Annotated in this window: 17 protein-coding genes; 12 read left to right on the top strand and 5 right to left on the bottom strand. The window is 67.9% G+C overall.

Going from position 1 to position 22,134, the window contains the following annotated elements:
* Positions 1-40: 40 nt before the first annotated feature.
* Together ACF8LI_RS16710 and ACF8LI_RS16705 are read right to left on the bottom strand one after the other, a co-directional pair.
* The gene (locus ACF8LI_RS16710; protein ID WP_392413385.1) at positions 41-1,042 is read right to left on the bottom strand and encodes an HD-GYP domain-containing protein; all 1,002 of its coding nucleotides are present in this window, start codon (positions 1,040-1,042) and stop codon (positions 41-43) included.
* Positions 1,039-4,827, bottom strand: coding sequence for a PAS domain S-box protein (locus ACF8LI_RS16705; protein ID WP_392413384.1), 3,789 nt, complete (start codon positions 4,825-4,827; stop codon positions 1,039-1,041). The genes ACF8LI_RS16710 and ACF8LI_RS16705 overlap by 4 nt, the downstream gene beginning before the upstream one ends.
* Before the next feature lie 138 nt (positions 4,828-4,965).
* Between ACF8LI_RS16705 and ACF8LI_RS16700 the strand changes: the two genes are divergently transcribed.
* Positions 4,966-5,238, top strand: a complete 273-nt coding sequence (locus ACF8LI_RS16700) for a DUF2061 domain-containing protein (RefSeq protein WP_209670363.1) — start codon at positions 4,966-4,968, stop codon at positions 5,236-5,238.
* Positions 5,239-5,648: 410 nt separating this feature from the next.
* On the opposite strand, the gene ACF8LI_RS16695 is transcribed toward ACF8LI_RS16700, so the two are convergent.
* On the bottom strand, positions 5,649-6,617 hold the full coding sequence (locus ACF8LI_RS16695) for a LysR family transcriptional regulator (RefSeq protein WP_016447222.1): 969 nt from the start codon (positions 6,615-6,617) through the stop codon (positions 5,649-5,651).
* A gap of 246 nt (positions 6,618-6,863) precedes the next feature.
* On the opposite strand from ACF8LI_RS16695, the gene ACF8LI_RS16690 reads away from it, so the two are divergent.
* Positions 6,864-8,222 carry an aspartate aminotransferase family protein gene (locus tag ACF8LI_RS16690; RefSeq protein ID WP_392413383.1) on the top strand — a complete coding sequence of 453 codons (1,359 nt, stop codon included), beginning with the start codon at positions 6,864-6,866 and terminating at the stop codon, positions 8,220-8,222.
* A 79-nt stretch (positions 8,223-8,301) separates the two neighbouring features.
* On the opposite strand, the gene ACF8LI_RS16685 is transcribed toward ACF8LI_RS16690, so the two are convergent.
* Both ACF8LI_RS16685 and ACF8LI_RS16680 read right to left on the bottom strand, forming a co-directional pair.
* Positions 8,302-9,330: a tripartite tricarboxylate transporter substrate binding protein gene (locus ACF8LI_RS16685; RefSeq protein WP_016454212.1), complete on the bottom strand. Its 1,029-nt coding sequence runs from the start codon at positions 9,328-9,330 to the stop codon at positions 8,302-8,304.
* A gap of 109 nt (positions 9,331-9,439) precedes the next feature.
* The gene (locus ACF8LI_RS16680; protein WP_392413382.1) at positions 9,440-10,456 is read right to left on the bottom strand and encodes a FadR/GntR family transcriptional regulator; all 1,017 of its coding nucleotides are present in this window, start codon (positions 10,454-10,456) and stop codon (positions 9,440-9,442) included.
* Between the two features lie 244 nt (positions 10,457-10,700).
* Between ACF8LI_RS16680 and ACF8LI_RS16675 the strand changes: the two genes are divergently transcribed.
* The 10 genes from ACF8LI_RS16675 to ACF8LI_RS16630 all read left to right on the top strand — a co-directional run bounded on the left by ACF8LI_RS16675 (position 10,701) and on the right by ACF8LI_RS16630 (position 22,075).
* A complete protein-coding gene (locus ACF8LI_RS16675; RefSeq protein ID WP_016447226.1) occupies positions 10,701-11,906 on the top strand; it encodes an ABC transporter substrate-binding protein in 1,206 nt (401 codons plus the stop codon).
* A 199-nt stretch (positions 11,907-12,105) separates the two neighbouring features.
* Positions 12,106-12,966, top strand: a complete 861-nt coding sequence (locus ACF8LI_RS16670) for a branched-chain amino acid ABC transporter permease (RefSeq protein WP_016447227.1) — start codon at positions 12,106-12,108, stop codon at positions 12,964-12,966.
* Between the two features lie 5 nt (positions 12,967-12,971).
* Positions 12,972-13,964, top strand: a complete 993-nt coding sequence (locus ACF8LI_RS16665) for a branched-chain amino acid ABC transporter permease (protein WP_392413381.1) — start codon at positions 12,972-12,974, stop codon at positions 13,962-13,964.
* Complete coding sequence (locus ACF8LI_RS16660) at positions 13,961-14,740, top strand: ABC transporter ATP-binding protein (RefSeq protein WP_012207823.1); 780 nt, start codon at positions 13,961-13,963, stop codon at positions 14,738-14,740. Before ACF8LI_RS16665 ends, ACF8LI_RS16660 begins: the two co-directional genes overlap by 4 nt.
* Positions 14,737-15,447, top strand: coding sequence for an ABC transporter ATP-binding protein (locus tag ACF8LI_RS16655; protein ID WP_017404300.1), 711 nt, complete (start codon positions 14,737-14,739; stop codon positions 15,445-15,447). The genes ACF8LI_RS16660 and ACF8LI_RS16655 overlap by 4 nt, the downstream gene beginning before the upstream one ends.
* Positions 15,448-15,479: 32 nt before the next feature.
* Complete coding sequence (locus tag ACF8LI_RS16650) at positions 15,480-16,775, top strand: Zn-dependent hydrolase (RefSeq protein ID WP_047219255.1); 1,296 nt, start codon at positions 15,480-15,482, stop codon at positions 16,773-16,775.
* A complete protein-coding gene (locus ACF8LI_RS16645) occupies positions 16,772-18,238 on the top strand; it encodes a M81 family metallopeptidase (protein WP_392413380.1) in 1,467 nt (488 codons plus the stop codon). The genes ACF8LI_RS16650 and ACF8LI_RS16645 overlap by 4 nt, the downstream gene beginning before the upstream one ends.
* Positions 18,239-18,446: 208 nt before the next feature.
* A complete protein-coding gene (locus ACF8LI_RS16640; RefSeq protein WP_016447231.1) occupies positions 18,447-20,756 on the top strand; it encodes an NADP-dependent malic enzyme in 2,310 nt (769 codons plus the stop codon).
* A gap of 324 nt (positions 20,757-21,080) precedes the next feature.
* The gene (locus tag ACF8LI_RS16635) at positions 21,081-21,500 is read left to right on the top strand and encodes a ribonuclease domain-containing protein (protein ID WP_016447232.1); all 420 of its coding nucleotides are present in this window, start codon (positions 21,081-21,083) and stop codon (positions 21,498-21,500) included.
* 149 nt (positions 21,501-21,649) lie between these two features.
* On the top strand, positions 21,650-22,075 hold the full coding sequence (locus ACF8LI_RS16630; protein ID WP_013804792.1) for a barstar family protein: 426 nt from the start codon (positions 21,650-21,652) through the stop codon (positions 22,073-22,075).
* Positions 22,076-22,134: the final 59 nt, after the last annotated feature.

The raw sequence follows: 22,134 nt of genomic DNA, 5'->3' as shown, positions 1-22,134 counted from the left end.
TGCCCAAGCCCCGGCGCACCCTGCCGGAATCGGTTCCCCGTCAATCCTTCCAGCGCTCGCGTATGTCTTCCAGCTGCGGGCGCAGGCCGATGAACAGCGGCACCAGGCGCGGGTCGAAGTGGGCGCCGGCCTGCTGCTCTATGTGATCCATGGCGTCGTCCACCGTCCACGCGTGCTTGTAGGGGCGTTCCGTGGTGAGGGCATCGAACACGTCGGCCACGGCCACGATGCGCGAGGCCAGCGGGATGTCCTCGCCCGCCAGGCCCTGCGGATAGCCCGTGCCGTCCCATTTCTCGTGGTGGGTCAGCGCGATGCTGTAGGCCATCTGCAGCACCTGGGAATCGTGCTCGCCGATGATCTCGGCGCCGATCTGCGGATGGCGGCGCATGACCGTCCATTCCTCGGCCGTCAGCGGGCCGTTCTTGAGCAGGATGGCGTCGGGGATGCCGATCTTGCCCACGTCGTGCATGGGCGCGGCGTTGAGCAGGTCGTCCGCCCACTCGTCGGTGCAGCCGGCCGCCAGCGCCAACGTCTTTGCGTAGTGGCTCATGCGGATCACGTGCATGCCGGTTTCGTTGTCGCGGTACTCGGCCGCGCGGCCCAGGCGCTGCACGATCTGCAGCCGCGTGCTGCGCAACTCGTCGAGCTTGACCAGCGACAGGTGGTTGCGCACCCGCGCGCGCACCACAGGCGCACGCACGGGCTTGACGATGTAGTCCACCGCGCCGGAGGCAAAGCCCAGCGCCTCGTCCTGCCCATCCGACAGGGCCGTGATGAAGATCACCGGGATGCGGGCGGTGTCGGCATGTGCCTTGAGCTGGCGGCACACGGCGTAGCCGTCCAGCTCGGGCATCATGATGTCCAGCAGGATCAGGTCCGGCTGGTGCTGTGCCAGCTGCAGTGCCTTGCGCCCGTCCGTGGCGAACGAGAGCCGGTAGTCCTCGCCCAGGATCTGGCGCAGCACATGCAGGTTGGTCGGGTCGTCATCGACCAGCAGCAGGCGCGGGCGCTTGTCCGTTGCCAGTAGATTGGGCGCATTCATGCTCTGTCTCCATCGATCGAGGGCAGTTGCTGCTGCAGCTGCTGGGCGCATTCCTGCGCACGCTCGAAGTCGAAATTATCCAGTGCCTGCTGCAGCGGCTGAAGCTGTTCGGCCGTCAGCATGCGCACGAGGGCCTGCATGGCCTGCCCGTCCAGCTCCCCGCTGTGCAAGGCGGCCACGATGCGCTCCAGCCAGGGCCGGGCATCGGCAGGCAGGGCGGGTGCGCCCGCCTGGGGCGCCGCATCGCCGTCGGCCTGCGCCCACGCATGGCCCTGCGCCTGGCCCGGCGCCTCGCCCGATGCCGCCCCCTGCGCCTCGGTCATCGGCATGGCGGCCGGGTGGCGCTGGCGCAGCTCGCGCGCTACGGCATCCAGCGCCTGGTGCAGCTGGTCGATGAGGGCAAGCAGCTGCGGCTGCCCGGCGCCCTCCTGCGCCAGGCCTTCCAGGCGCGATGCCAGCCGGTACACGGCCTGCAGGCCCAGGTTGCCGGCCGCGCCGCGCACGCGGTGCGCCAGGCCGATCAAGGCCTCGGGTCCGGGGCGCTGCAGGGCACGGCGCAGGCGGTCGGCCAGGTCCAGCTGTTCGTTGAGGAAACGCCGAATGGCGGCCACCAGCGGATCGACCCGGCCCCACAGCGCAATGCCCGAGGCCCAGTCCACCGTGACATCAGGCAGCCCCGGCTGGGCGCTGGCGGGCGCGGGCGGCCTGGCCTCCTTGAGCGCCACCTGCAGCGACAGCAGGCGTGCGATCTCGGCCTGCAGCCGCGCCATGTCCAGCGGCTTGGAGGCAAAGCCGTCCATGCCGGCGGCGGTGGCGTCGCTGCGGTCCTTCTCCAGCACGCTGGCCGACAGCGCGACGATGGGCACGGGCCGGCGCTGCAGCTGCCGCTCCCAGACACGGATGGCGCGCGCCGCCGCCAGGCCGTCCATGCCCGGCATCTGCAGGTCCATCAGCACCACGTCGAAAGGCGGCTCCTGCGCCTGCACGCAGCGCAGCGCCTCGGCACCGTCGTGGGCCAGCACCATCTGGTGGTTCTGGCTGGAGAAGTTGATCTGCAGCAGCTCCAGGTTCTCGGGCACATCGTCCACGGCCAGGATGTGCAGCGGCGGCAGGCCGCGGCTGGCCGCCCCGCGCTCGGGCAGCGGGCTCTCGCCGACCGGCAGGGGCAGGCGCACCTCGAACACCGTGCCCACGCCCACCGTGCTGTGCAGCTGGATGCTGCCGCCCATGAGTTCGGCCAGCTGGCGCGAGATGGTCGTGCCCAGGCCCGTGCCGCCGAAACGCCGCGTGGTCGAGGCGTCGGCCTGGGCAAAGGGGTCGAAGATGCGGTGGATCTTCTCGGCCGCGATGCCTATGCCCGTGTCATGCACATCGAGCTGGAGCACGCCCTGCTCGTAGCGCACGCGCAGCAGCACATGGCCGCGTTCGGTGAACTTCACGGCATTGCCCAGCAGGTTCACCAGGATCTGCTGCACACGCATGCCGTCGCCGCGCAGCGCGGCCGGCGTGTGCGGGTCGTAGTCCAGGCGCAGGTCCAGGCCCTTGCGATCGGCCGTGATGCGCAGCGATGCCAGGATCTGCTGGCACAGCTCGCGCACCGAGAAGTCCTCTATCTCCAGCTCCACCGCGCCCTTGTCGAGCTTGGCCGTGTCCAGGATGTCGTTGAGCAGGCGCAGCATGGAGCGCGCCGCATAGTGCACCGTGTCCAGGTAGCGCGCCTGCGTGGGCTGCAGCGCCGTTTCGCGCAACGCCTCGGTGAAGCCGATGATGGCGTTCATGGGCGTGCGGATCTCGTGGCTCATGTTGGCCAGGAAGGTGCTGCGCGCGGCGGCCGCGGCTTCGGCATGCTCCTTGGCCAGCACCAGCTCCTGGGCCAGCTTGCGCTGGGCGCTGATGTCGGTGAGCAGCTTGACGATCTTGTAGGGCCGGCCGTCGGCACCACGTATGGGGTTGTAGGTGGCCTGCACCCAGATGCGCCGCCCCTCGTGCCCGCAGCGCAGGAACTCGCCGGCCTGGAACTCGCCCTCGGCCAGGCGGCGCCAGAACTGCACATGCTCGGGCGAATGCGCATAGCCGGGCTCGCAGAACATGCCGTGGTGGCGGCCCGCGACCTCGTCGAGCCGGTAGCCGAACAGGTCCAGGAAATTGCGGTTGGCGCGCAGCACATGGCCGCGCAGGTCGTACTCGATGGTGGCCAGCGACAGGTCGATGGCGCGCACCGTGCCCTCGAACTCGGCATTGCGCGCGCGCGCCGCCGTCTGATCCATGATCACGCCGTCGATCCAGGTCAGTTCGTCCTGTTCGTTGAAGACGCCGCGCCCGGTCTCGGACACCCAGCGCGTGCTGCCGTCACGGTGCAGCAGGCGGTAGTCGGCGTTGTAGGTCTGGCGCCGCGCCAGAGAATGCGCCACCGCAGCCTCCAGCCGGTCGCGGTCCTCGGCGTGGATGAGCCGGTCCCAGCCCGTGAGGCCATCGGTGAAATCCTGCTCGGTCCAGCCCGTCAACTCCTCGATGGAGCGGCTGAGCAGCAGCGGCGTCCATTTGCCGTCGTACAGGCAGCGGAACGTGGTGCCGGGCACGTTGTTGATCAGGGTGCGGTACTGCTCCTCGCTGCGGCGCAGCGACTGCAGCATCTGGCGGCGCTCGCGGATATCGGTCACAAAGCCCACGTACAGCGGATCGCCGGCAATCGCCACCCGCCCCACGGCCAGGCGCACGGCGATCTGCGTGCCGTCCTTGTGCAGGGCATGGACATCGCGGCTGGAGCCGAGCAGGCCTGCAAAGCCCGCGGCCAGCTGCTTTTCCAGCGAGCCGCCCTCACCATCGCAGCCCGACGCAGGCATGAGCAGGCTGGCGCTGCGGCCCAGCACCTCCTGCGCCGTCCAGCCCAGCAGCCGCTCGGCCGCGCCGTTGAACGAGACGATGCTGCCGCGCCCGTCGATCATCACGATGCCGTCCACCGCCGTATCCACCACGGCGCGCAGGCGCGATTCGCTGCGCTGCACCTGGCGGTAGATCTGGCGGTAGCGCAGCGTCATGTTGACCGCGAACACCATACCGAAGATCAGCACCACCATGCCGACGATGGAGAACACCAGCAGCGCATGCGTGGGCGACTCCACCTGCGCCAGCACATCGATCTCGGGCTTGAGGCGCAGTGCATACAGGCCCGCATAGTGCATGCAGGAAATGGCCAGGCCCATGACGATGCCGGCCACCAGCGTGGGCCACAGCCGGCCCGTGTTGCCCAGCCTGAAGCGCACCCACAGCGACAGCATGGCCATGCCTGCCGCCACGATCACCGACAGCAGCACGCCCCAGGGGTCGTAGAGCATCGAGGTCCAGGTCTGGGCCGCCGCCATGCCGATGTAGTGCATGGAGCCAATGCCCAGCCCCATGAGCACGCCGCCGCCCACCAGCGCCTGCGTGGACAGCTGCGGCCGAACCATCAGCGTCAGCGCCAGCCAGGACGCCAGCATGCTGGGCAGCATGGACAGCGTGGTGATCCAGGGGTCGTAGTCGCCAAAGGTGCAGGGCACGAAGGCCAGCATGCCGATGAAGTGCATGGCCCAGATGCCCGCGCCCAGGCAGAAGGCGCCCGTGAGCACGCCCACGCGGCGTATGCGCGGCGACGCGGCATCGCGCGCCAGCCCGGCAATCTGCATGGCCATCACCGACGTGGCCACGGCCACCAGCACCGACAGCGTCACCAGGCCCGGATGCAGCCACTGGAACCACTGCGGATGCGGCGCCCAGCCGAGCACGAAAATCTGGTCCCAGCTCATGGCGCGCCCCCGGCATGGCACAAGGCCGCAGCACGCAACCGCCGGCCATCGATAGTGTTTATAACTTTGATGATCATTTTCGATTGGCCATAACTATTTCGCACACCTAGCATGGAGTCTCATCCCGAGGAGAGCCCCATGAGCCGCATCCGCCAGACCCTTCACCACCACCGCCGCACGCTGTTGAAGACCGCCAGCTACTACGTCATCCATGTCACCGTGGCAGCGGCCGTGGCCTATGCCGTGACCCGCAATCTCTGGGCCGCGCTGACGCTCAGCCTGCTGGAGCCCACGGTGCAGGCCGTGGCCTTCTTCTTCCATGAAAAGCTGTGGGAGCGCGGCCTGCGCCACCGTGCCGACGCGGGCGCCGGCATGGCGCCGCCCGCAGCAGCCACTGCGGCTGCGGCCTGAACCCGCCAGGAGCACGAACATGCCCACGCCCCTGCGGTCTTTCAGCGCGGACGCCTCATTCGGCAATTGGCTGACCGAAACCCTGGCAAGGATGGTCGATGGCGGCACGGGCTGAAACCCGGCCCTGCCGTGGCGGCAAGAGAGGTGGACATGGCGGCGCATGGTGCAAGAACCCGGGAAATGCGAAATCGTTGGTATCAAGGCGCTGCCCGTGCGGCCCATGGCCGGCACGGAATCCATACATGCCTTTCGACCGCATCGGGGCGGACTGAAGCCCCGGCGCCGGTCACAATGCCAAACATTGTCAAGCGCATACGCTGGAAAATATGTGCACAAGCTGTGTGAAAAGCTGTGTATAGCCTCTTCGCAAACCTGTGATTTTCCTCTTGCCAAGGCTGTGGCAAAGCCGTTCATTCACGGTGCACGCCCAGCAGCGCGTCGATGAACACACGGGCTGCACGCCCAGGCACCACGGCACTGCGCCAGACCGCGAAGAAATCACAGAGATAGAAGAACCGGTGGGGGGCCACGGCCTGCAGCAGACCCTGGCCCTCCATGGCCTGTGCGTAGTGGTCGGGCAGAAATCCCAGGTAGCGGCCCGAACGCACCAGCATGGCAATGGCCTCCTGGTCAAAACCCGTGGCCTGGCGCTGCAGGCCGGCCTGGTGGCTGAGCGCCATATTGGGTGACTGGTAGCCCAGGCCTGCAAAGGCATGTGCGCCCAGGCTGTCCCAGTCCAGCCCGCCATGGTCGGCGCCATGCAGCGGATGGCCGGGAGCGCAGTACAGCTGCATGCGCTCGCCGAACAACCGGGCACTGTCCAGCGCGCCCGAACTGGGTGCAGAGGGCAGCACGCCCACCTGCCAGCGCCCCTCCATCAGTCCGCGCTCGATGGCCTGTATCGAGGCCACGTGCAGCCGCAGGTGCAGTTGCGGCGCCTGATCGTGCAGCAGGCCTATCGCCTCGGGAATGCGTGACTGCGGATTGCCCACGGTCTTGTCGAACAGCGCCACGTCCAGCGTGCCGGCCAGCCGGCCATGGATGTCGTCCACCTGGCCCAGAAACCCCTCCACGCCGCCCAGCAGCTGCAGCGTGGCCTCGTAGATGCGGTGGCCTTCGGGCGTGAGTGCGAAGCCGGCGCGCCCGCGCCGGCACAGCGTCAGGCCCAGGCGCTCTTCCAGGTCCTTCATGTGGCGGCTCAGCGTGGAGCTGCCGATGTTCAGTTCCAGCTCGGCAGCCGACATGCCGCCGCACTCGACCACGGCCTTGAACACGCGCAGCAGGCGCAGATCCATGTCGCCCAGCTGGCCCAGCGCCGCACGCGCACGGCCATCGCGTGCCCGGCGGCTCGCAGGGGTCTCCAGAGAAAATTCCGCCATCGCCATTCGCCTCCCGGTGTGCTTGCCGGACATGGCCACCGCTACAGGGGAGCCACTATAGGGGAGCCACGGGGCGGCAGTGGCGACGGATTCCCCCAATGCGCGCACGCCATGCCGCGACCGGCAGGCGCTTGGTCACTTGCAGAAATATGCAAGTAAACCTCGATATCGTGCTCTTCGCGAAATCAAACAGCGCGCTCACAATGGGCCGATCCACATTTCTTCCCTAGGCTCGAGGAGATCGCCATGACCCTGGTTCCCACCGAACAAAGCGCCGCCCCCGCCACGCGCACCGATGCCGCCTGGCTCGAGGCCCACTGGATGCCCTTCACCGGCAACCGCGAGTTCAAGGCGCGCCCGCGCATGATCACCAGCGCCCAGGGCGCCTACTACACCGATGCCGACGGCCGCAAGATCTTCGACGGCCTGTCGGGCCTGTGGTGTTCGGGCCTGGGCCATGGCCGCCGCGAGATCGCCGAAGCCATCGGCCGCGCGGCCCAGCAGCTGGACTATGCGCCGGCCTTCCAGTTCGGCCACCCGGCCTCGTTCGCGCTGGCCAACAAGATCAAGGAGCTGACGCCCGCAGGCCTGGACCATGTGTTCTTCACGGGCTCGGGCTCGGAAGCCGCCGACACGGCGCTGAAGATGGCACGCGCCTACTGGCGCGCCAAGGGCCAGGGCGGCAAGACCCGGCTGATCGGGCGCGAGAAGGGCTACCACGGCGTGAACTTCGGCGGCATCTCCGTCGGCGGCATGGTGGGCAACCGCAAGACCTTCGGCCAGGGCGTGGAGGCCGACCACCTGCCGCACACGCAGCCGGCGCTGGGGTCCTTCCACAAAGGCATGCCTGCCACCGATGGCCGCGCGCTGGCCGACCGGCTGCTGGACCTGATCGCCCTGCATGACGCCAGCAACATCGCGGCCGTCATCGTCGAGCCCTTCTCGGGCTCGGCCGGCGTGGTGATTCCGCCGGCCGGCTACCTGCAGCGCCTGCGCGAGATCTGCACGCAGAACAACATCCTACTGATCTTCGACGAGGTCATCACTGGCTTCGGCCGCTGCGGCGCCATGACGGGAGCGGAGGCCTTCGGCGTCACGCCCGACATCATGAACATCGCCAAGCAGGTGACCAATGGCGCCCAGCCCCTGGGCGCCGTGGTGGCCAGCAAGGAGATCTACGACACCTTCATGGCAGCGGGCGGCCCCGAGTACATGCTGGAGTTCCCGCACGGCTATACCTACTCGGCCCACCCCATTGTCTGCGCAGCGGGCGTGGCCGCGCTGGACCTGCTGCAGCACGAGGACGGCCCGGGCCGCGTGCGCGCGCTGGCCCCGTTCTTCGAGCAGGCCGTACACAGCCTCAAGGGAGCAAAGCATGTGGCCGACATCCGCAACTTCGGCCTGGCTGCGGGCTTCACCATCGAGTCGCTGCCCGGCGAGCCGGCACGCCGTCCCTACGAGATCGCCATGAAGTGCTGGGACAAGGGCTTTTACGTGCGCTACGGCGGCGACACCATCCAGATCGCGCCGCCCTTCATCAGCGAGAAGGCCGAGATCGAGCGGCTGGTCAGCGCCCTGGGCGATGCCCTGACCGAAACGAACTGAGCATCTCCGGCACATGAGAAAAGCCCCTGGGCCGTGAGGCCGCAGGGGCTTTTTGCATGGCAACGGCAAGGCTGCGAAATCAGTCCAGCGTGATGCCCGCGTTCTTGATCACATCGCGCCACTTATCCACTTCCACGCGCAGGAACTGGGCCGAGGCATCGGGCTTGAGGCCCGAGGGCAGCACGCCCATGGCGTCCAGCTTTTCCTTGACCTCGGGCGCGGGCAGGGCCTTGGCGATCTCGGCGTAGAGCCGGTCCACGATGGGCTTGGGCGTGCCTGCGGGCACGGCCGCGAGGAACCAGGCATCGGCCGTGAAGTCCTTGAGGCCTGCCTCCGACATGGTGGGCACGTCGGGCATGGACTGCAGGCGTTCGTTGTGGGCCACGGCCAGCGCGCGCACCTTGCCGGCCTTGAGCTGCGCGGCAATGGTCACGGCCGTGAGAAAGCCGAAGTCGGTCTCGCCGGCGGCCAGCGACACCACCGAAGGCGCGCTGCCCTTGTAGGGCACGTGGCCGATCTTGACCTTGGCCTGCATGGCATACAGCTCGGCGCCCAGGTGGTTGGGTCCGCCCGTGCCCGACGAGGGGTAGTTGAGCTTGCCGGGCTGGGCCTGGGCCGCCGCCGTCAGCTCCTTGAGTGAGTGGAACGGGCTTTGCGCTCCCACGGTGAGCACCAGCGGGCTGCGCGCCACCAGGCTGATGGGCGCGAAGTCGCGCAGCGGGTCATAGGGCAGCTTGGTATACAGGCCCTTGGCCATGGCCATGCAGCCCACGTCGCCCAGCACCACGGTGTAGCCGTCGGCCGGCGCCTTGGCCACCAGGTCGCAGCCGATGGTGCCGTTGGCACCGGGCTTGTTGTCCACCACCACCGTGGTGTGCATGCTCTCGCCCAGCTTTTGCGCCAGCAGGCGGCCCAGGATGTCGGTGGAGCCACCGGGTGCGAAGGGCACGACCAGGCGAATGGTCTTGGACGGATAGCTGCCTGCGCCCTGGGCATGGGCGAGGGGCGCCGCCAGCGTGGCCGCCAGCGCCAGGCCGCCGGCCAGGGCGTGCCACAGGGCTGCGCGGCGCACCGGGGTGCGGGAGGATGCGAAAGGGGTTTGTCTCATGCTGTTGTCTCGTGAGGGGAATGCGTGAAGGCCAAGCGCGCGGCAGCATACCAGCAGCGGGCAGCGCGAAACGCGTGGCGTGGGGCGCCGATGACCGGTGCGGGACAGCTCAGGAGGCCGCGCGCTTGCGTGCGGCAGCGGGACGCGCGGACGTGGCCTTTGCAGGCGACTTTGCCGGAGCCTTCGCAGCCGTCTTTGCGGAGGCCTTTGGGATGGTTTTTGCGGGGGCCTTTGCCGGGGCCTTCGCGGTGGCCCTTGCGCTCGCCCTTGCCTTTGTTTTTGGCGCAGTCCCTGGCGCTGTCGCTGCGGCCTTTTCCACCGGCTGCACGGCGCGTCGCGGACGCGGGCTGCGCAGGCTGTCGGCATCGAGGATGAGCCGGCCCTGGATGCGGCCCTTCATGCGCTTGACGCTGCTGGCCGCATCGCGCATGTGCTCCTGCATCAATGCGCGCACCTTCGCAGCATCGCGCTCGCGCGCGGCCTGCACGATGCTGCGGTGGAACTGCGCATTGGCCTCGCCGAAGCGCCGGTGCTCGGCCTGCGGAGTACGGTTGGCGAAGACGATGAGCTGGCGGATCATCTCGTTGATCAGCTCGCAGGTGAAGCGCAGGAACGGGTTGGGGTTGGCGGCCGCCAGGATGTCGTGGAAGTTCACGTCCTCGCGCCGCTGGCTCACCAGGTCGTCGCTGCTTTGCGTGGGATCGCAGCAGGCGATGCTGTGCTCCAGGGCCTCGAAATCGGCCTCGGTCAGATGGGGCACGGCGCCTGCCGCCAGCTCGGGCTCCAGCATCTGGCGCACCGTGTAGATGTCGTCGATGGTCACCTCCTGGAAGAACAGGTAGTTCTGCATGAACTGCAGCGTGCGGTCCAGCGGCACCTCGACGACCGTGCCACCGCCCGAAGGGCCGGTGGAGATGGTGATCAGCCCCTGCACTTCCAGCGACTTGAGAGCCTCGCGGATCGTTCCCTTGCTGACCTGGAACTGGGCCTGCAGCTCGCTTTCGCGCGGCAGGCGGTCGCCGGGGCTGAGGTTCTTTTCGGTGATCAGGCGCTTGATCTCCTGGGCCACCAGATCCGGGCGCTTGAGCTGCCGGATCGCCAGGGGGGCCGACTTGGGTGTAGCCATTGTTGTGTTCTCCGGAAGGGCACCGGATCGTGTCCGCGCCCAGTCTGCATACGGGTTTGGTGCAGTATGCACCGCCATGGCGCGTGGGCGTTTGCGCCTAGGGTTAGCACGCGCCCTATTCCTTGTATTTATCACTATAAATATGAATCAAGGAGCCTGCACGCACCCGTTTCGACTGGCATGCAACTTGCTCTGAAAAGCGTACCCGGGCCGCAGCGCCTTCAGTCCCCATCACGGAGATCCCATGCAACGTCGTCACCTCCTGCAACTCTCGGCACTGGGCGCATTGCCCGCATCGCTGGGCCTGGGCCGCAGCGTCTGGGCGCAGTCCAAGGACAGCATCCAGTTCGCCTGCCCCGTGCCCATGTCGGGCGCCTTCGCGGCCAACGGCAAGTACGCGGACCTGGGCATGAAGCTGGCCATAGAGCAATACGGCAAGGCGCTGGGCCGCCCGCTGGCCTACACCGTGCTGGACACCGAGGGCAAGCCCGCCACGGCCGTGCGCAAGCTGCAGGAGTCTTCGCAGCAGCAGGGCACGCGCTTTTTCGCAGGCGGCATCCTGTCGTCGGAGGCGCTGGCCATGGGCAAGGAGGCCGAGAAGGCCGGCGGCATCTTCATCACCACCGCAGGCGCCGACGAGATCACGGGCAAGGACTGCAACAGCGCCACCTTCCGCTGGTCGGCACCCACCTTCGGCGCCATCGAGCAGACCGTGCGCCCGCTGATCGAATCCCTGCCCAAGGCCAAGCGCTGGTACACCATCACGCCGCAGTACGTGTTCGGCGACGGCCTGCTTACGGCGGCCAAGAACATCTTCAAGGAAAAGGGCATCGAGCATGTGGGCAACAGCTACCACTCGCTGACCGAAAAGGAGTTCAGCGGCTACCTGACCAATGCCGTGGCCGCCAAGCCCGACGTGCTGCTGCTGCTGAACTTCGGCGCCCAGTCCTCGGACACGCTGCGCCAGGCCATCAGCTTCGGCATGAACAAGAACATGACCATCCTGATCGCCTGGGCCTCAGGGCTGGAGCAGTTCGAGTCGCTGGGCGCCGACCTGTGCGACGGCGTGTACTTCGGCGCCCAGTACTGGCACACGGTGGACACGCCGCTCAACCGTGATCTGGTGCAGCGCTGCAACGACAAGTTCAAGGCCAATCCCAACTACAGCCTGGCCGGCCACTACATCTGCACCAAGCTGATGATCGATGCCATCATCAAGGCCGGCACGGCCGACCCCAAGGCCGTGGTCGCCGCGCTGGAAGGCATGAAGTACCAGGGCCTGACGGGCGAGGAAGAGGTGCGCAAGGCCGACCACCAGGTGCTCAAGAGCTACTACCTGCTCAAGGGCAAGGCCAAGTCCAAGATGAAGAACAAGGACGACTACGTGGATGTGGTCAGCTCAGGCAAGTCCTTCCTGCCCGTAGACCAGACCGGCTGCAAGCTGGTTTGAGATGGAAGGCACCCCCTGAGGCGCTGCGCGCCTTCCCCCTCTCCTTCGGGAGGGGGACGACACCCTCGCGGCGGGGCGGCCCTTGCTCGGTGTCCCTGAGTTGGGCCGTGCCAGTTCAAGGGCTCAGCCCTGTGTCGCACGGGGTTCAAACCATCGCGCATTCCGCGCCGCCTCCTTCGTCCATCGTTTCGGACCCTGTATGAGCATCTATCTGCTTCAGACCATCAACGGGATCGGCATAGGCATGCTGTATTTCCTGTTGGCCGTGGGCCTGTCCATCGTTTTCGGCCTGCTGCGTTTCGTGAATTTCGCGCACGGTGCCTTCTACCTGCTGGGCGCCTATTTCTGCTACCAGATGACGCGCTGGGGCATGAGCTTCTGGCTGTCCCTGATCGTGGTGCCGCTGGCCGTGGGCGCGCTGGGCTGGCTGGTGGAAAAGCTCATGCTGCGCCATGTGTATGCCAAGGCGCATGAGTTCCACATCATCGTCACCGTGGGCCTGGCCCTGGTGGTGCAGGAGCTGGTGATCGTGCAATGGGGCCCGCTGGGCGACAGCGTGGCCGTGCCCGATCTGCTGCAGGGCGTGGTGATGTGGGGCAGCTTCGTCTATCCCAAGTACCGGCTGTTCGTGATCGGCTTCACCGCCGTGCTGGCCGTGCTGCTGTGGTGGCTGCTGGAAGGCACGCGGCTGGGCAGCGCAGTGCGCGCGGGCAGCGAATCGACCGAGATGGTGTCCCTGCTGGGCGTGAACGTGCTGCGCATCTTCAGCCTGGTGTTCGCGCTGGGCGCTGCCACGGCGGCGCTGGCCGGCGTGCTGGCCGCGCCCATACGCGGCGCCGAGCCCTTCATGGGCGTGGAGGCACTGGGCGTGGCCTTCGTGATCGTGGTCGTGGGCGGGCTGGGCAGCTTCGGCGGCGCACTGGTCGGCGGCCTGCTGATCGGCATCGTGCAAAGCGTGATGAGCACGCTGTGGCCCGAGGGCGCGCGCCTGATGATCTACGTGGCCATGGCCGCCGTGCTGCTGCTGCGACCCCATGGCCTGCTGGGCCGCAAAGGATGAAGACCATGACCAGGCATTCCCATCTCCTTCTCGCGCTGGCCATCGTGGTGGCCATGCCGCTGTGCATGCAGTCGGGCTCGCTGGCCAGCGAAGTGCTGATCTTCGGCCTCGCGGCCATGGGCTGCAATCTGCTGCTGGGCTACACGGGGCTGCTGTCCTTCGGGCAGGGCATCTTCTTCGGGCTGGGCAGCTACACCATCGCCCTGCTGCTGACACGCTGGCCCCTGCCCATGCCGCTGGCCCTGCTGGCCGCCACCGCCATGGGCGCCGTTGGCGCGGCCATCGTCGGCTGGGTGGCCATACGCCAGCGCGGCACCTATTTCGTGATGCTCACCCTGGCGTTTGCGCAGATGTTCTATTTTCTGGCCTACTCGGCCACGGACATCACCGGCGGCGACAACGGCCTGCTCGATGTGCCCCGCCCCGCCCTCGCGGTGGCCGGCCAGACGCTGTGGCCGCTGGCCACGCCCTGGCAGTACTACGGCTTTGTGGCCGTGCTCTTTCTGGTGGTGTTCTGGCTGCTGCGCCGCGTCTGCGACTCCATGTTCGGCCGCACGCTGCTGGCCGTGCGCGACAACGAGGAGCGCGCCGCCGCCGTGGGCTACGACCTGAGGCTGCTCAAGCTGCAGGCCTTCGTGATCTCGGGCGCGGTCACGGGCCTGGCCGGCGCGCTGCACGCCATGATGACGGGCATCGCCCCGCTGTCCAATGCCGAGTACCACACCAGCGAAATGATCCTGGTGATGACCGTGATCGGCGGCACGGGCAACCTGCTGGCCTCGGTGCTGGGCGCGGCCTTCTACGTGCTGCTGGGCGACTGGCTGTCCACGCTGTGGCCGCGCTGGCTGCTGCTGCTGGGCGTGGTGCTGATGATCGTGAGCCTGGGCCTGCAGCGCGGCCTGTGGGGCCTGGGCGAGAGCCTGTGGGCCCTGGTGCGCCGCAAAGGGCCGGCAGATGCCGCGGCGGCCGCTGCAGAAACCAAAGGAGGCCAGGCATGAGCGCCGCAGCATCTCCCATCCTGCTCGAGGCCGTGGGCGTCGAGAAGCGCTATGACAAGTTCGTCGCCCTGGGCGGCGTGGACCTCAAGGTGCGCGCCCATACCGTGCACTCGGTGATCGGCCCCAACGGCGCGGGCAAGACCACGCTGTTCCACATGCTCACGGGCACCAAGAGCGTGAGCGGCGGGCGCATCGTCTTCGACGGCCACGACGTGACGCGCGAGCCCGACCACCGCCGCGTGCGGCGTGGCATGGCACGGTCCTTTCAGGTCACCAGCCTGTTCCTGACCCTGCCCGTGCGCGAGAACCTGCGCCTGGCCGCCCAGGGCGTGGCGCCCGCCAGGGCGCTGGACTGCTGGAACGCGCCCGTGGGTGCTCGCGCCCTGGCCGACACCGTGGCCAGCGTGCTCTCGCGCCTGGGTCTGGAGCGCCATGCGGACACGCCGGCCGGCAACCTCTCGCACGGCCAGCAGCGGCGGCTGGAGGTGGGCATGGCCCTGGCCGCGCGGCCCAAGGCCATCTTCCTGGACGAGCCGACCTCGGGCATGGGCATCGATGACCTGGACGAGATGAAGCGCCTGATCCAGGGCCTCAGGGATGAGCACACCGTGGTGCTCATCGAGCACAACATGAACATCGTCATGGACATCTCCGACACCATCACCGTCATGCAGCAGGGCCGCGTGCTGGCCGAAGGACTGCCCCACGAGATCCGCGCCGACGAGCGCGTTCGCAGCGCCTATCTGGGCAACATGATCACGGGAGGAAAGGCATGAGCGGTCCCCTGCTTTCGGTCGAGGGCATACACGCCCACTACGGCAAGAGCCATGTGCTGCAGGGCGTGTCGCTGCAGGTGCAGGACGGCGAGCTGGTCACGCTGCTGGGCCGCAACGGCGCGGGCAAGACCACCACGCTCAAGTCCATCGCAGGCGTGATGCAGCCCTCGCAGGGGCAGATCCGCTTCGGCGGCGAGCCCGTGCACCGGCTGGCCACGCACCAGGTGGCCCAGCGCGGCATCTGCCTGGTGCCCGAGCACCGCGGCATCTTCAAGCTGCTCACGGTGGAGGAGAACCTGATGCTGGGCCAGCGCAAGCGCTCGCCCTGGCAACTGGCCGACATCTACCGCATCTTCCCGCGCCTCAAGGAGCGGCGCGGCAACGGCGGCGGCCAGCTGTCGGGCGGCGAGCAGCAGATGCTGGCCATAGGCCGCGCCCTGATGAACGCGCCGCGCCTGCTCATGCTGGACGAGCCCGTCGAGGGCCTGGCGCCCGTGATCGTGGAGGAGATCGTGGCCCAGCTCAAGACCATCAAGGCCGCTGGCGTGGCGATCTTGCTGGTGGAGCAGAACCTGGAGGTCTGCACCCAGCTGGCCGACCGCCACTACATCATCGAACAGGGTGCGATTGCGCACGAGGCAGGCAATGCCGCTTTCCTGGCCGATGACGCCATCAAGGACCGGTATCTCGGTGTAGGGATCGCCTGATCCACCGCCTTTCGCATTCCCAGGAGTCATTCATGGATCTCAGTACCCCTCTTGCAGCCGCCGCCGTTGCGGCCGGGCTGCGCACCGACGGCGCCCGCCTGTGGCAATCGCTGATGGACCTGGCGCGCATAGGCGCCACACCCAAGGGCGGCGTGTGCCGCCTGGCGCTGACGGACCTGGACCGCCAGGGGCGCGATCTCTTCGTGCAGTGGGCGCGCGAGGCCGGCTGCAGCATCCGCGTCGATGCCATCGGCAACATCTTCGCGCGCCGCGCAGGCCTGGACGATGCGCTGCCGCCCGTGATGACGGGCAGCCACATCGACACCCAGCCCACGGGCGGCAAGTTCGACGGCAACTACGGCGTGCTGGCCGGGCTGGAGGTGCTGCGCACGCTGGGCGATGGCGGCGTGCGCACGCGCGCCCCGTTGGAAGTGGCCGTGTGGACCAACGAGGAAGGCTCGCGCTTCGTGCCCGTGATGATGGGCTCGGGCGTGTTCGTCAATGCCTTCACGCTGGAGCATGCGCTGGCCCAGCGCGATGCCCAGGGCGTGAGCGTGGACGAGGCGCTGCGCGCCATCGGCTATGCCGGGCCGGCCGGCCCGGCGCCTGCGGTGGGCGCGTATTTCGAGGCCCATATCGAGCAGGGCCCGGTGCTGGAAAACCATGAACGCGTGATCGGCGTGGTCAGCGCCGCGCTGGGCCAGCGCTGGTACGACGTCAGCGTGCAGGGCATGGAGGCCCATGCCGGCCCCACGCCCATGGAGCTGCGCCGCGACGCCCTGCTGGCCGCCAGCGACCTCGTGGCCGAGGTCAACCGCATCGCCCTGGACCGCCTGCCGCATGCGCGCGGCACCGTGGGATCGCTGGAGGTGTTTCCCAACTCGCGCAACGTGATCCCGGGCGGCGTCAAGCTCAGCGTGGACCTGCGCGCGCCGGACGACGGCCAGTTGCTGGACATGGATGCCGCACTGCGCGCGGCCTGCGAGCGCATTGCGGCCGCGCATGGCGTGACCGTTGGCGTGGAGCAGGTCGTCTACTTCCCGCCCCAGCCCTTCACGCCGCACCTGGTGGAGGCCGTGCGCGCCAATGCGGCCGACCTGGGCTACAGCGCCATGGACGTGGTCAGCGGCGCGGGCCACGATGCCGTCTACCTGGCGCGCGTGGCGCCTGCCGCCATGATCTTCGTGCCCTGCGCCGACGGCATCAGCCACAACGAGATCGAGGATGCCGAGCCCGCCCACCTGGAGGCCGGCTGCAACGTGCTGCTGCGCGCCATGCTGGCGGCTGCGGGCGTGGTGCAGGCAGCGGACGGCGGGGTGCCGGCATGAAGATCCTGATCGCCCGGCTCAACCACGAGACCAATACCTTCTCGCCCGTGCCCACGCCCATCGAGGCGTTTGCGCCCACCTATGGCGAGGCCGCCTATTCGGCCAACAAGGGCATGCGCACGGCCATGGCCGCCTTCATCGACCTGGCCGAGGCGGCGGGCGCCACCCTGGTCACGCCGGTATCGGCCACCTCCAATCCCAGCGGCCCCGTGCATGCGGCCGCCTATGACGAACTCACTCGCCGCATCGTGGCGGCCGCGCCGGGCTGCGATGCCATCTTGCTGGACCTGCACGGCGCCATGGTGGCCGAGAACAGCGCCGACGGCGAAGGCGACCTGCTCGAACGCGTGCGCGCCGCCGCACCCGGCGTGCCCGTTGGCGTGGCGCTGGACCTGCACGGCAACATCACCGAAAAAATGGTGGGCAATGCCGACGTGATGGTGGGCTTCAAGACCTATCCGCACATCGACATGTACGAGACCGGCGAGCATGCGGGCCGCCTGCTGCTGGACATGCTGGCCGGCCGCGCGCGCTACGCCGTGTGCTGGCACCGCCTGCCCCTGATGAGCCACACGCTGCGCAGCACCACGCTGGACGGCCCCATGCTGGACGCCGTGAACGCAGCGCGCGCCCTGGAAGCGGAGGGCCTGCCCGCGGTCTCGGTGTTCGGCGGCTTCTCGCTGGCCGACATCGCCGCGCCCTGCGTGAGCGTGGTCGCCACCTGCAGGACCGACGAGCGCGCGGCCACCCAGGCGAGCGTGGACGCGCTGGCCGCCCGGATCTGGCAGCGCCGCGCCGACTTCGTCTACCGCAGCGAGCCGCTGGCCGATTCGCTGCGCCGCGCCCAGGCCCTGGCCGACGGCGCCGACCGCCCCGTGCTGCTGCTCGACCATGGCGACAACTGCATGTCCGGCGGCACCTGCGACACCATGGACGTGCTGCAGACCGCGCTGGAGCTGGGCCTGTCAGGCATTGCCGTGGGCCCGCTGTGCGACCCCGAAGCGGTTGCCTCGCTCACGGCGGCCGGCGAAGGAGCCGAGGTGGAGATCGCGCTGGGCAACAAGGTCTCGCTGGAACGCATCGGCCTGCACAAGCAGCCGCTGCGGCTGCGCGGCACGGTGCGCGCCGTCAGCGACGGCGCCTACACGGTCAGCGGCCCCATCTACACCGGCCAGCGCTGCCACATGGGCCGCACGGTCTGCCTGGACACGGGCGCAGCGCAGATCGTGATCACCGAGCAGACGCACGAGCCCTGGGACCTGGGCGTGTTCCACTGCGTGGGCATGGACCCGACGCGCTTTCGCTTCGTGCTGCTCAAGTCGCGCATGTACTGCCGGCCCGTCTTCGTGCCGCTGTCGGCCGGCCTGGTCGAGTGCGACAGCCCCGGCGTGACCACCTCGGACTATTCGCGCTTTCCGTTCGCCCGGGTCAGCCGCCCGGTGTTTCCGCTGGACGCCATCTGATGGACGCCATGTGATTGCCCGGCTTTGCGGCGCCGCGCAAGCAAAGACCGCCGCCGCCGCAGGACATTGGGCAACCAGGCATCACAACAGTTTCACAGCAGGGCCCGGCTATTGCCTGTCGGCCTACAATCGGTTCCCCCCTACCTCGGCCGACGGCACGCGGGCTGATCCGCGCGTGCGTTGGCCATGCCTTCGCTGGAGACGCTTGATGTCCGACAACACGGCCCCGACCCCTTCCGATAAACGTGCCCAGCTGCGCCGTGCCGCACTCGAATACCACGAGTTTCCCAAGCCCGGCAAGCTGACCATCGTGCCGACCAAGCCCATGGCCAACCAGCATGACCTGGCCCTGGCCTACTCGCCCGGCGTGGCAGCGCCCTGCGAAGAGATCGTCAAGGATCCGGCCGCCGCCTTCAAGTACACGGCGCGCGGCAACCTGGTGGCCGTGATCTCCAACGGCACGGCCGTGCTGGGACTGGGCGACATCGGCGCGCTGGCCTCCAAGCCGGTGATGGAAGGCAAGGCCGTCCTGTTCAAGAAGTTCGCGGGCGTGGACGTCTTCGACATCGAGATCAACGAGAAGGACCCGCAAAAGCTGGTCGACGTGATCGCCGCGCTGGAGCCCACCTTCGGCGCCATCAACCTGGAAGACATCAAGGCGCCCGAGTGCTTCTTCGTGGAGCGCGAACTGCGCCGCCGCCTGAAGATCCCCGTCTTCCACGATGACCAGCACGGCACGGCCATCACCGTGGCTGCGGCCATGGTCAACGCGCTCAAGGTCGCGGGCAAGAAGATCGAGGAGGTCCGGCTCGTCGCCTCGGGCGCGGGCGCCGCTGCCCTGGCCTGCCTGAACCTGCTGCTCAAGGTCGGCCTGCGCCGGGAGAACGTGTTCGTCACCGACCTGGCCGGCGTGGTCTACGAAGGCCGCACCGAACTGATGGACGAGGACAAGGCCCAGTTCGCACGCGCCACCGAGCTGCGCACACTGGGCCAGGTCATCGAAGGCGCCGACGTCTTCCTCGGCCTGTCCGCTGGCGGCGTGCTCAAGCAGGACATGGTGGTCAAGATGGCCGCGCGCCCGGTGATCTTCGCGCTGGCCAATCCCAACCCCGAAATCGTTCCCGAAGACGTCAAGGCCGTGCGCAGCGACGCCATCATCGCCACGGGCCGCTCGGACTATCCCAACCAGGTCAACAACGTCCTGTGCTTCCCGTACATCTTCCGCGGTGCGCTGGACTGCGGCGCGACCACCATCACCACCGAGATGGAAATCGCCACCGTCCACGCCATCGCCGAACTGGCCCAGGCCGAGCAGAGCGAGGAAGTGGCGGCAGCCTACGTGGGCGAGCAGCTGAGCTTCGGTCCTGAGTACCTGATCCCCAAGCCCTTCGATCCGCGCCTGATGATGAAGATCGCCTCGGCCGTGGCCCAGGCTGCCGCCGAATGCGGCGTGGCCCAGCGCCCGATCCAGGACATGGACGCCTACCGCGCCCATCTGCAGACCTTCGTCTACGCCTCGGGCACGATGATGAAGCCGCTGTTCGCCACGGCCAAGAAGGCCACCAAGAAGCGCGTGGCCTATGCCGAAGGCGAGGAAGAGCGCATCCTGCGCGCCGCGCAGATCGTGGTGGACGAGCGCATTGCGCGCCCCACGCTGATCGGCCGCCCGGCCATCATTGCCCAGCGCATCGAGAAGTTCGGCCTGCGCCTGAAGGAGGGCCAGGACTACGACGTGGTCAACGTCGAGCACGACGAGCGCTACCGCGACTTCTGGCAGACCTACCACCGCATGACCGAGCGCAAGGGCATCACCGTGCCCATCGCCAGGATCGAGATGCGCCGCCGCCTGACCCTGATCGGCTCCATGCTGCTGCACAAGGGCGAAGTGGACGGCCTGATCACCGGCACCTGGGGCCAGACATCGCACCACCTGCAGTACGTGGACCAGGTGATCGGCCGCCGCGCCGGCGTGCAGACCTATGCCTGCATGAACGGCCTGCTGCTGCCCGACCGCCAGGTCTTCCTGGTGGACACCCACGTCAACTACGACCCCACGGCCGAGCAGCTGGCCGAGATCACCATCATGGCCGCCGAGGAAATGATGCGCTTCGGCGTCAAGCCCAAGGCCGCCCTGCTGTCGCACTCCAACTACGGCTCCAGCAACCAGCCCAGCGCCGTCAAGATGCGCCAGACCCTGGAGCTGCTGCGCGAGCAGGCCCCCTGGCTGGAAGTGGACGGCGAGATGCACGGCGACGTGGCCCTGGACGGCAAGGCCCGCGCCCAGCTCATGCCCAACAGCACGCTGCTGGGCAATGCCAACCTGCTGGTCATGCCCAACATCGACGCGGCCAACATCAGCTACAACCTGCTCAAGCAGGCCGCTGGCGGCGGCATTGCCATCGGCCCCGTGCTGCTGGGCGCCGCCCGTCCCGTGCACATCCTCACGCCGAGCACGACGGTGCGCCGCATCGTCAACATGACGGCGCTGACGGTGGCGGACGCTAACGCTAACCGTTAAGCACCCCCTGAGCGGCTTCGCCGCTTCCCCCGTGTGCACGGCGCCCTCTCTCGCTTCGCGGGAGGGGGACGACACCCTCGCTGCGGGGCGGCCCTTGCTCGGTGTCCCTCGTTTTGGCCGCGCGCGTTTTTGAGACAACGGGCGGCATTTGCATTGAATGGAAGGCAACTCAGGCGCAGAGTTGCCTTCTCACTGTTCAATCCCCAGACATTTCCTCGGTCAAGCTGCCTGTTTTTTAGGCAGAACTTGCATTTTGAGGGGTGTTCCGTCACACTAGCGGGTCGAGATTTCAGGGCATCCCTGGATTTCTGAAAGGTGTAGTTGATGCTGAAGGCAGCCGCCGCCAAGGCGTACCAGTCCGGTCTAGCGCTCATCGTCGGGGCCGCCTTTGTGCTGTCGCCCTCGCTAGCTGATGCGCGCCGCTCGGCGCCCGAGAGCGCGGATTCGACGGCGGCCATGGCCACCGTCACCCTGTCAGAGCTGCCGCGCGAAGGCCGTTCCACCTATACGCTGATCCTGCGCGGCGGGCCTTTTGCCCACGACAAGGACGGCACGGTGTTCGGCAACCGCGAGCGCATCCTGCCGCGCCAGTCGCGCGGCTACTACCGTGAGTACACGGTGCGCACGCCCGGCTCGCGTGACCGCGGAGCCCGCCGCATCGTCTGCGGCGGAGAGCCCCAGCAGCCCGATGCCTGCTACTACACCAGCGACCACTACAGCAGCTTTCGCAAGATCATCGAATGACCTCGACCCAGTCTTTGCAGCCAGTTCGACCCTCCGCGTCCGACGCAGTGCGCTGGCAGGGGTCTGCATTTCATCCACAGCCCGGGGACGCCGCAGGCCACGTGCCCGTACCCGCAGGCCACATCCACGTTAGAGAAAGAGCCACGGAGATGGATGCACCACTTCGTAAGATCCCGGACACCCCTTTGCGGAACGTGCGCGCCAACATCGTGCAGTCCATCCGCGCCTACAGGGTGGAGGATCTGCAACAGGCGGCCGAGACGCTGGGGTGCCATTTCCTGTATGCCAACCTGGCCCATGCGCAGACCAAGGCCGACATCCTGGAACTGCTGGCCACGCAGTTCTTCTTCCCCGCGCATTTCGGCAAGAACTTCGACGCGCTCTACGACTGCCTGACCGACCCCATCCACAAGGCCGGCCCGCAGCCGGGCTTTGTGCTCGTGCTCGACCAGATCCCGACCACGCCCAAGTTCGACAAGGAAGTGCGCGAGCAGCTGCTGGACAGCTTCCGCGACGCGGCCGAGTACTGGGCCGAGCGCAAGATCCCGTTCCGCTGCTTCTACTCTTTCCTGTAAGAGCCGCACATTGATAGCACGGCGCCAGCGTCCCATGTGGGCGCTGGCGCCGTGCGCCA

The sequence above is a fragment of the Delftia sp. WSY_12 genome (assembly GCF_043104645.1).
Taxonomy (GTDB): Bacteria; Pseudomonadota; Gammaproteobacteria; order Burkholderiales; family Burkholderiaceae_C; genus Comamonas; species Comamonas tsuruhatensis.
This window is presented reverse-complemented; position numbering and strand designations above follow the sequence as displayed.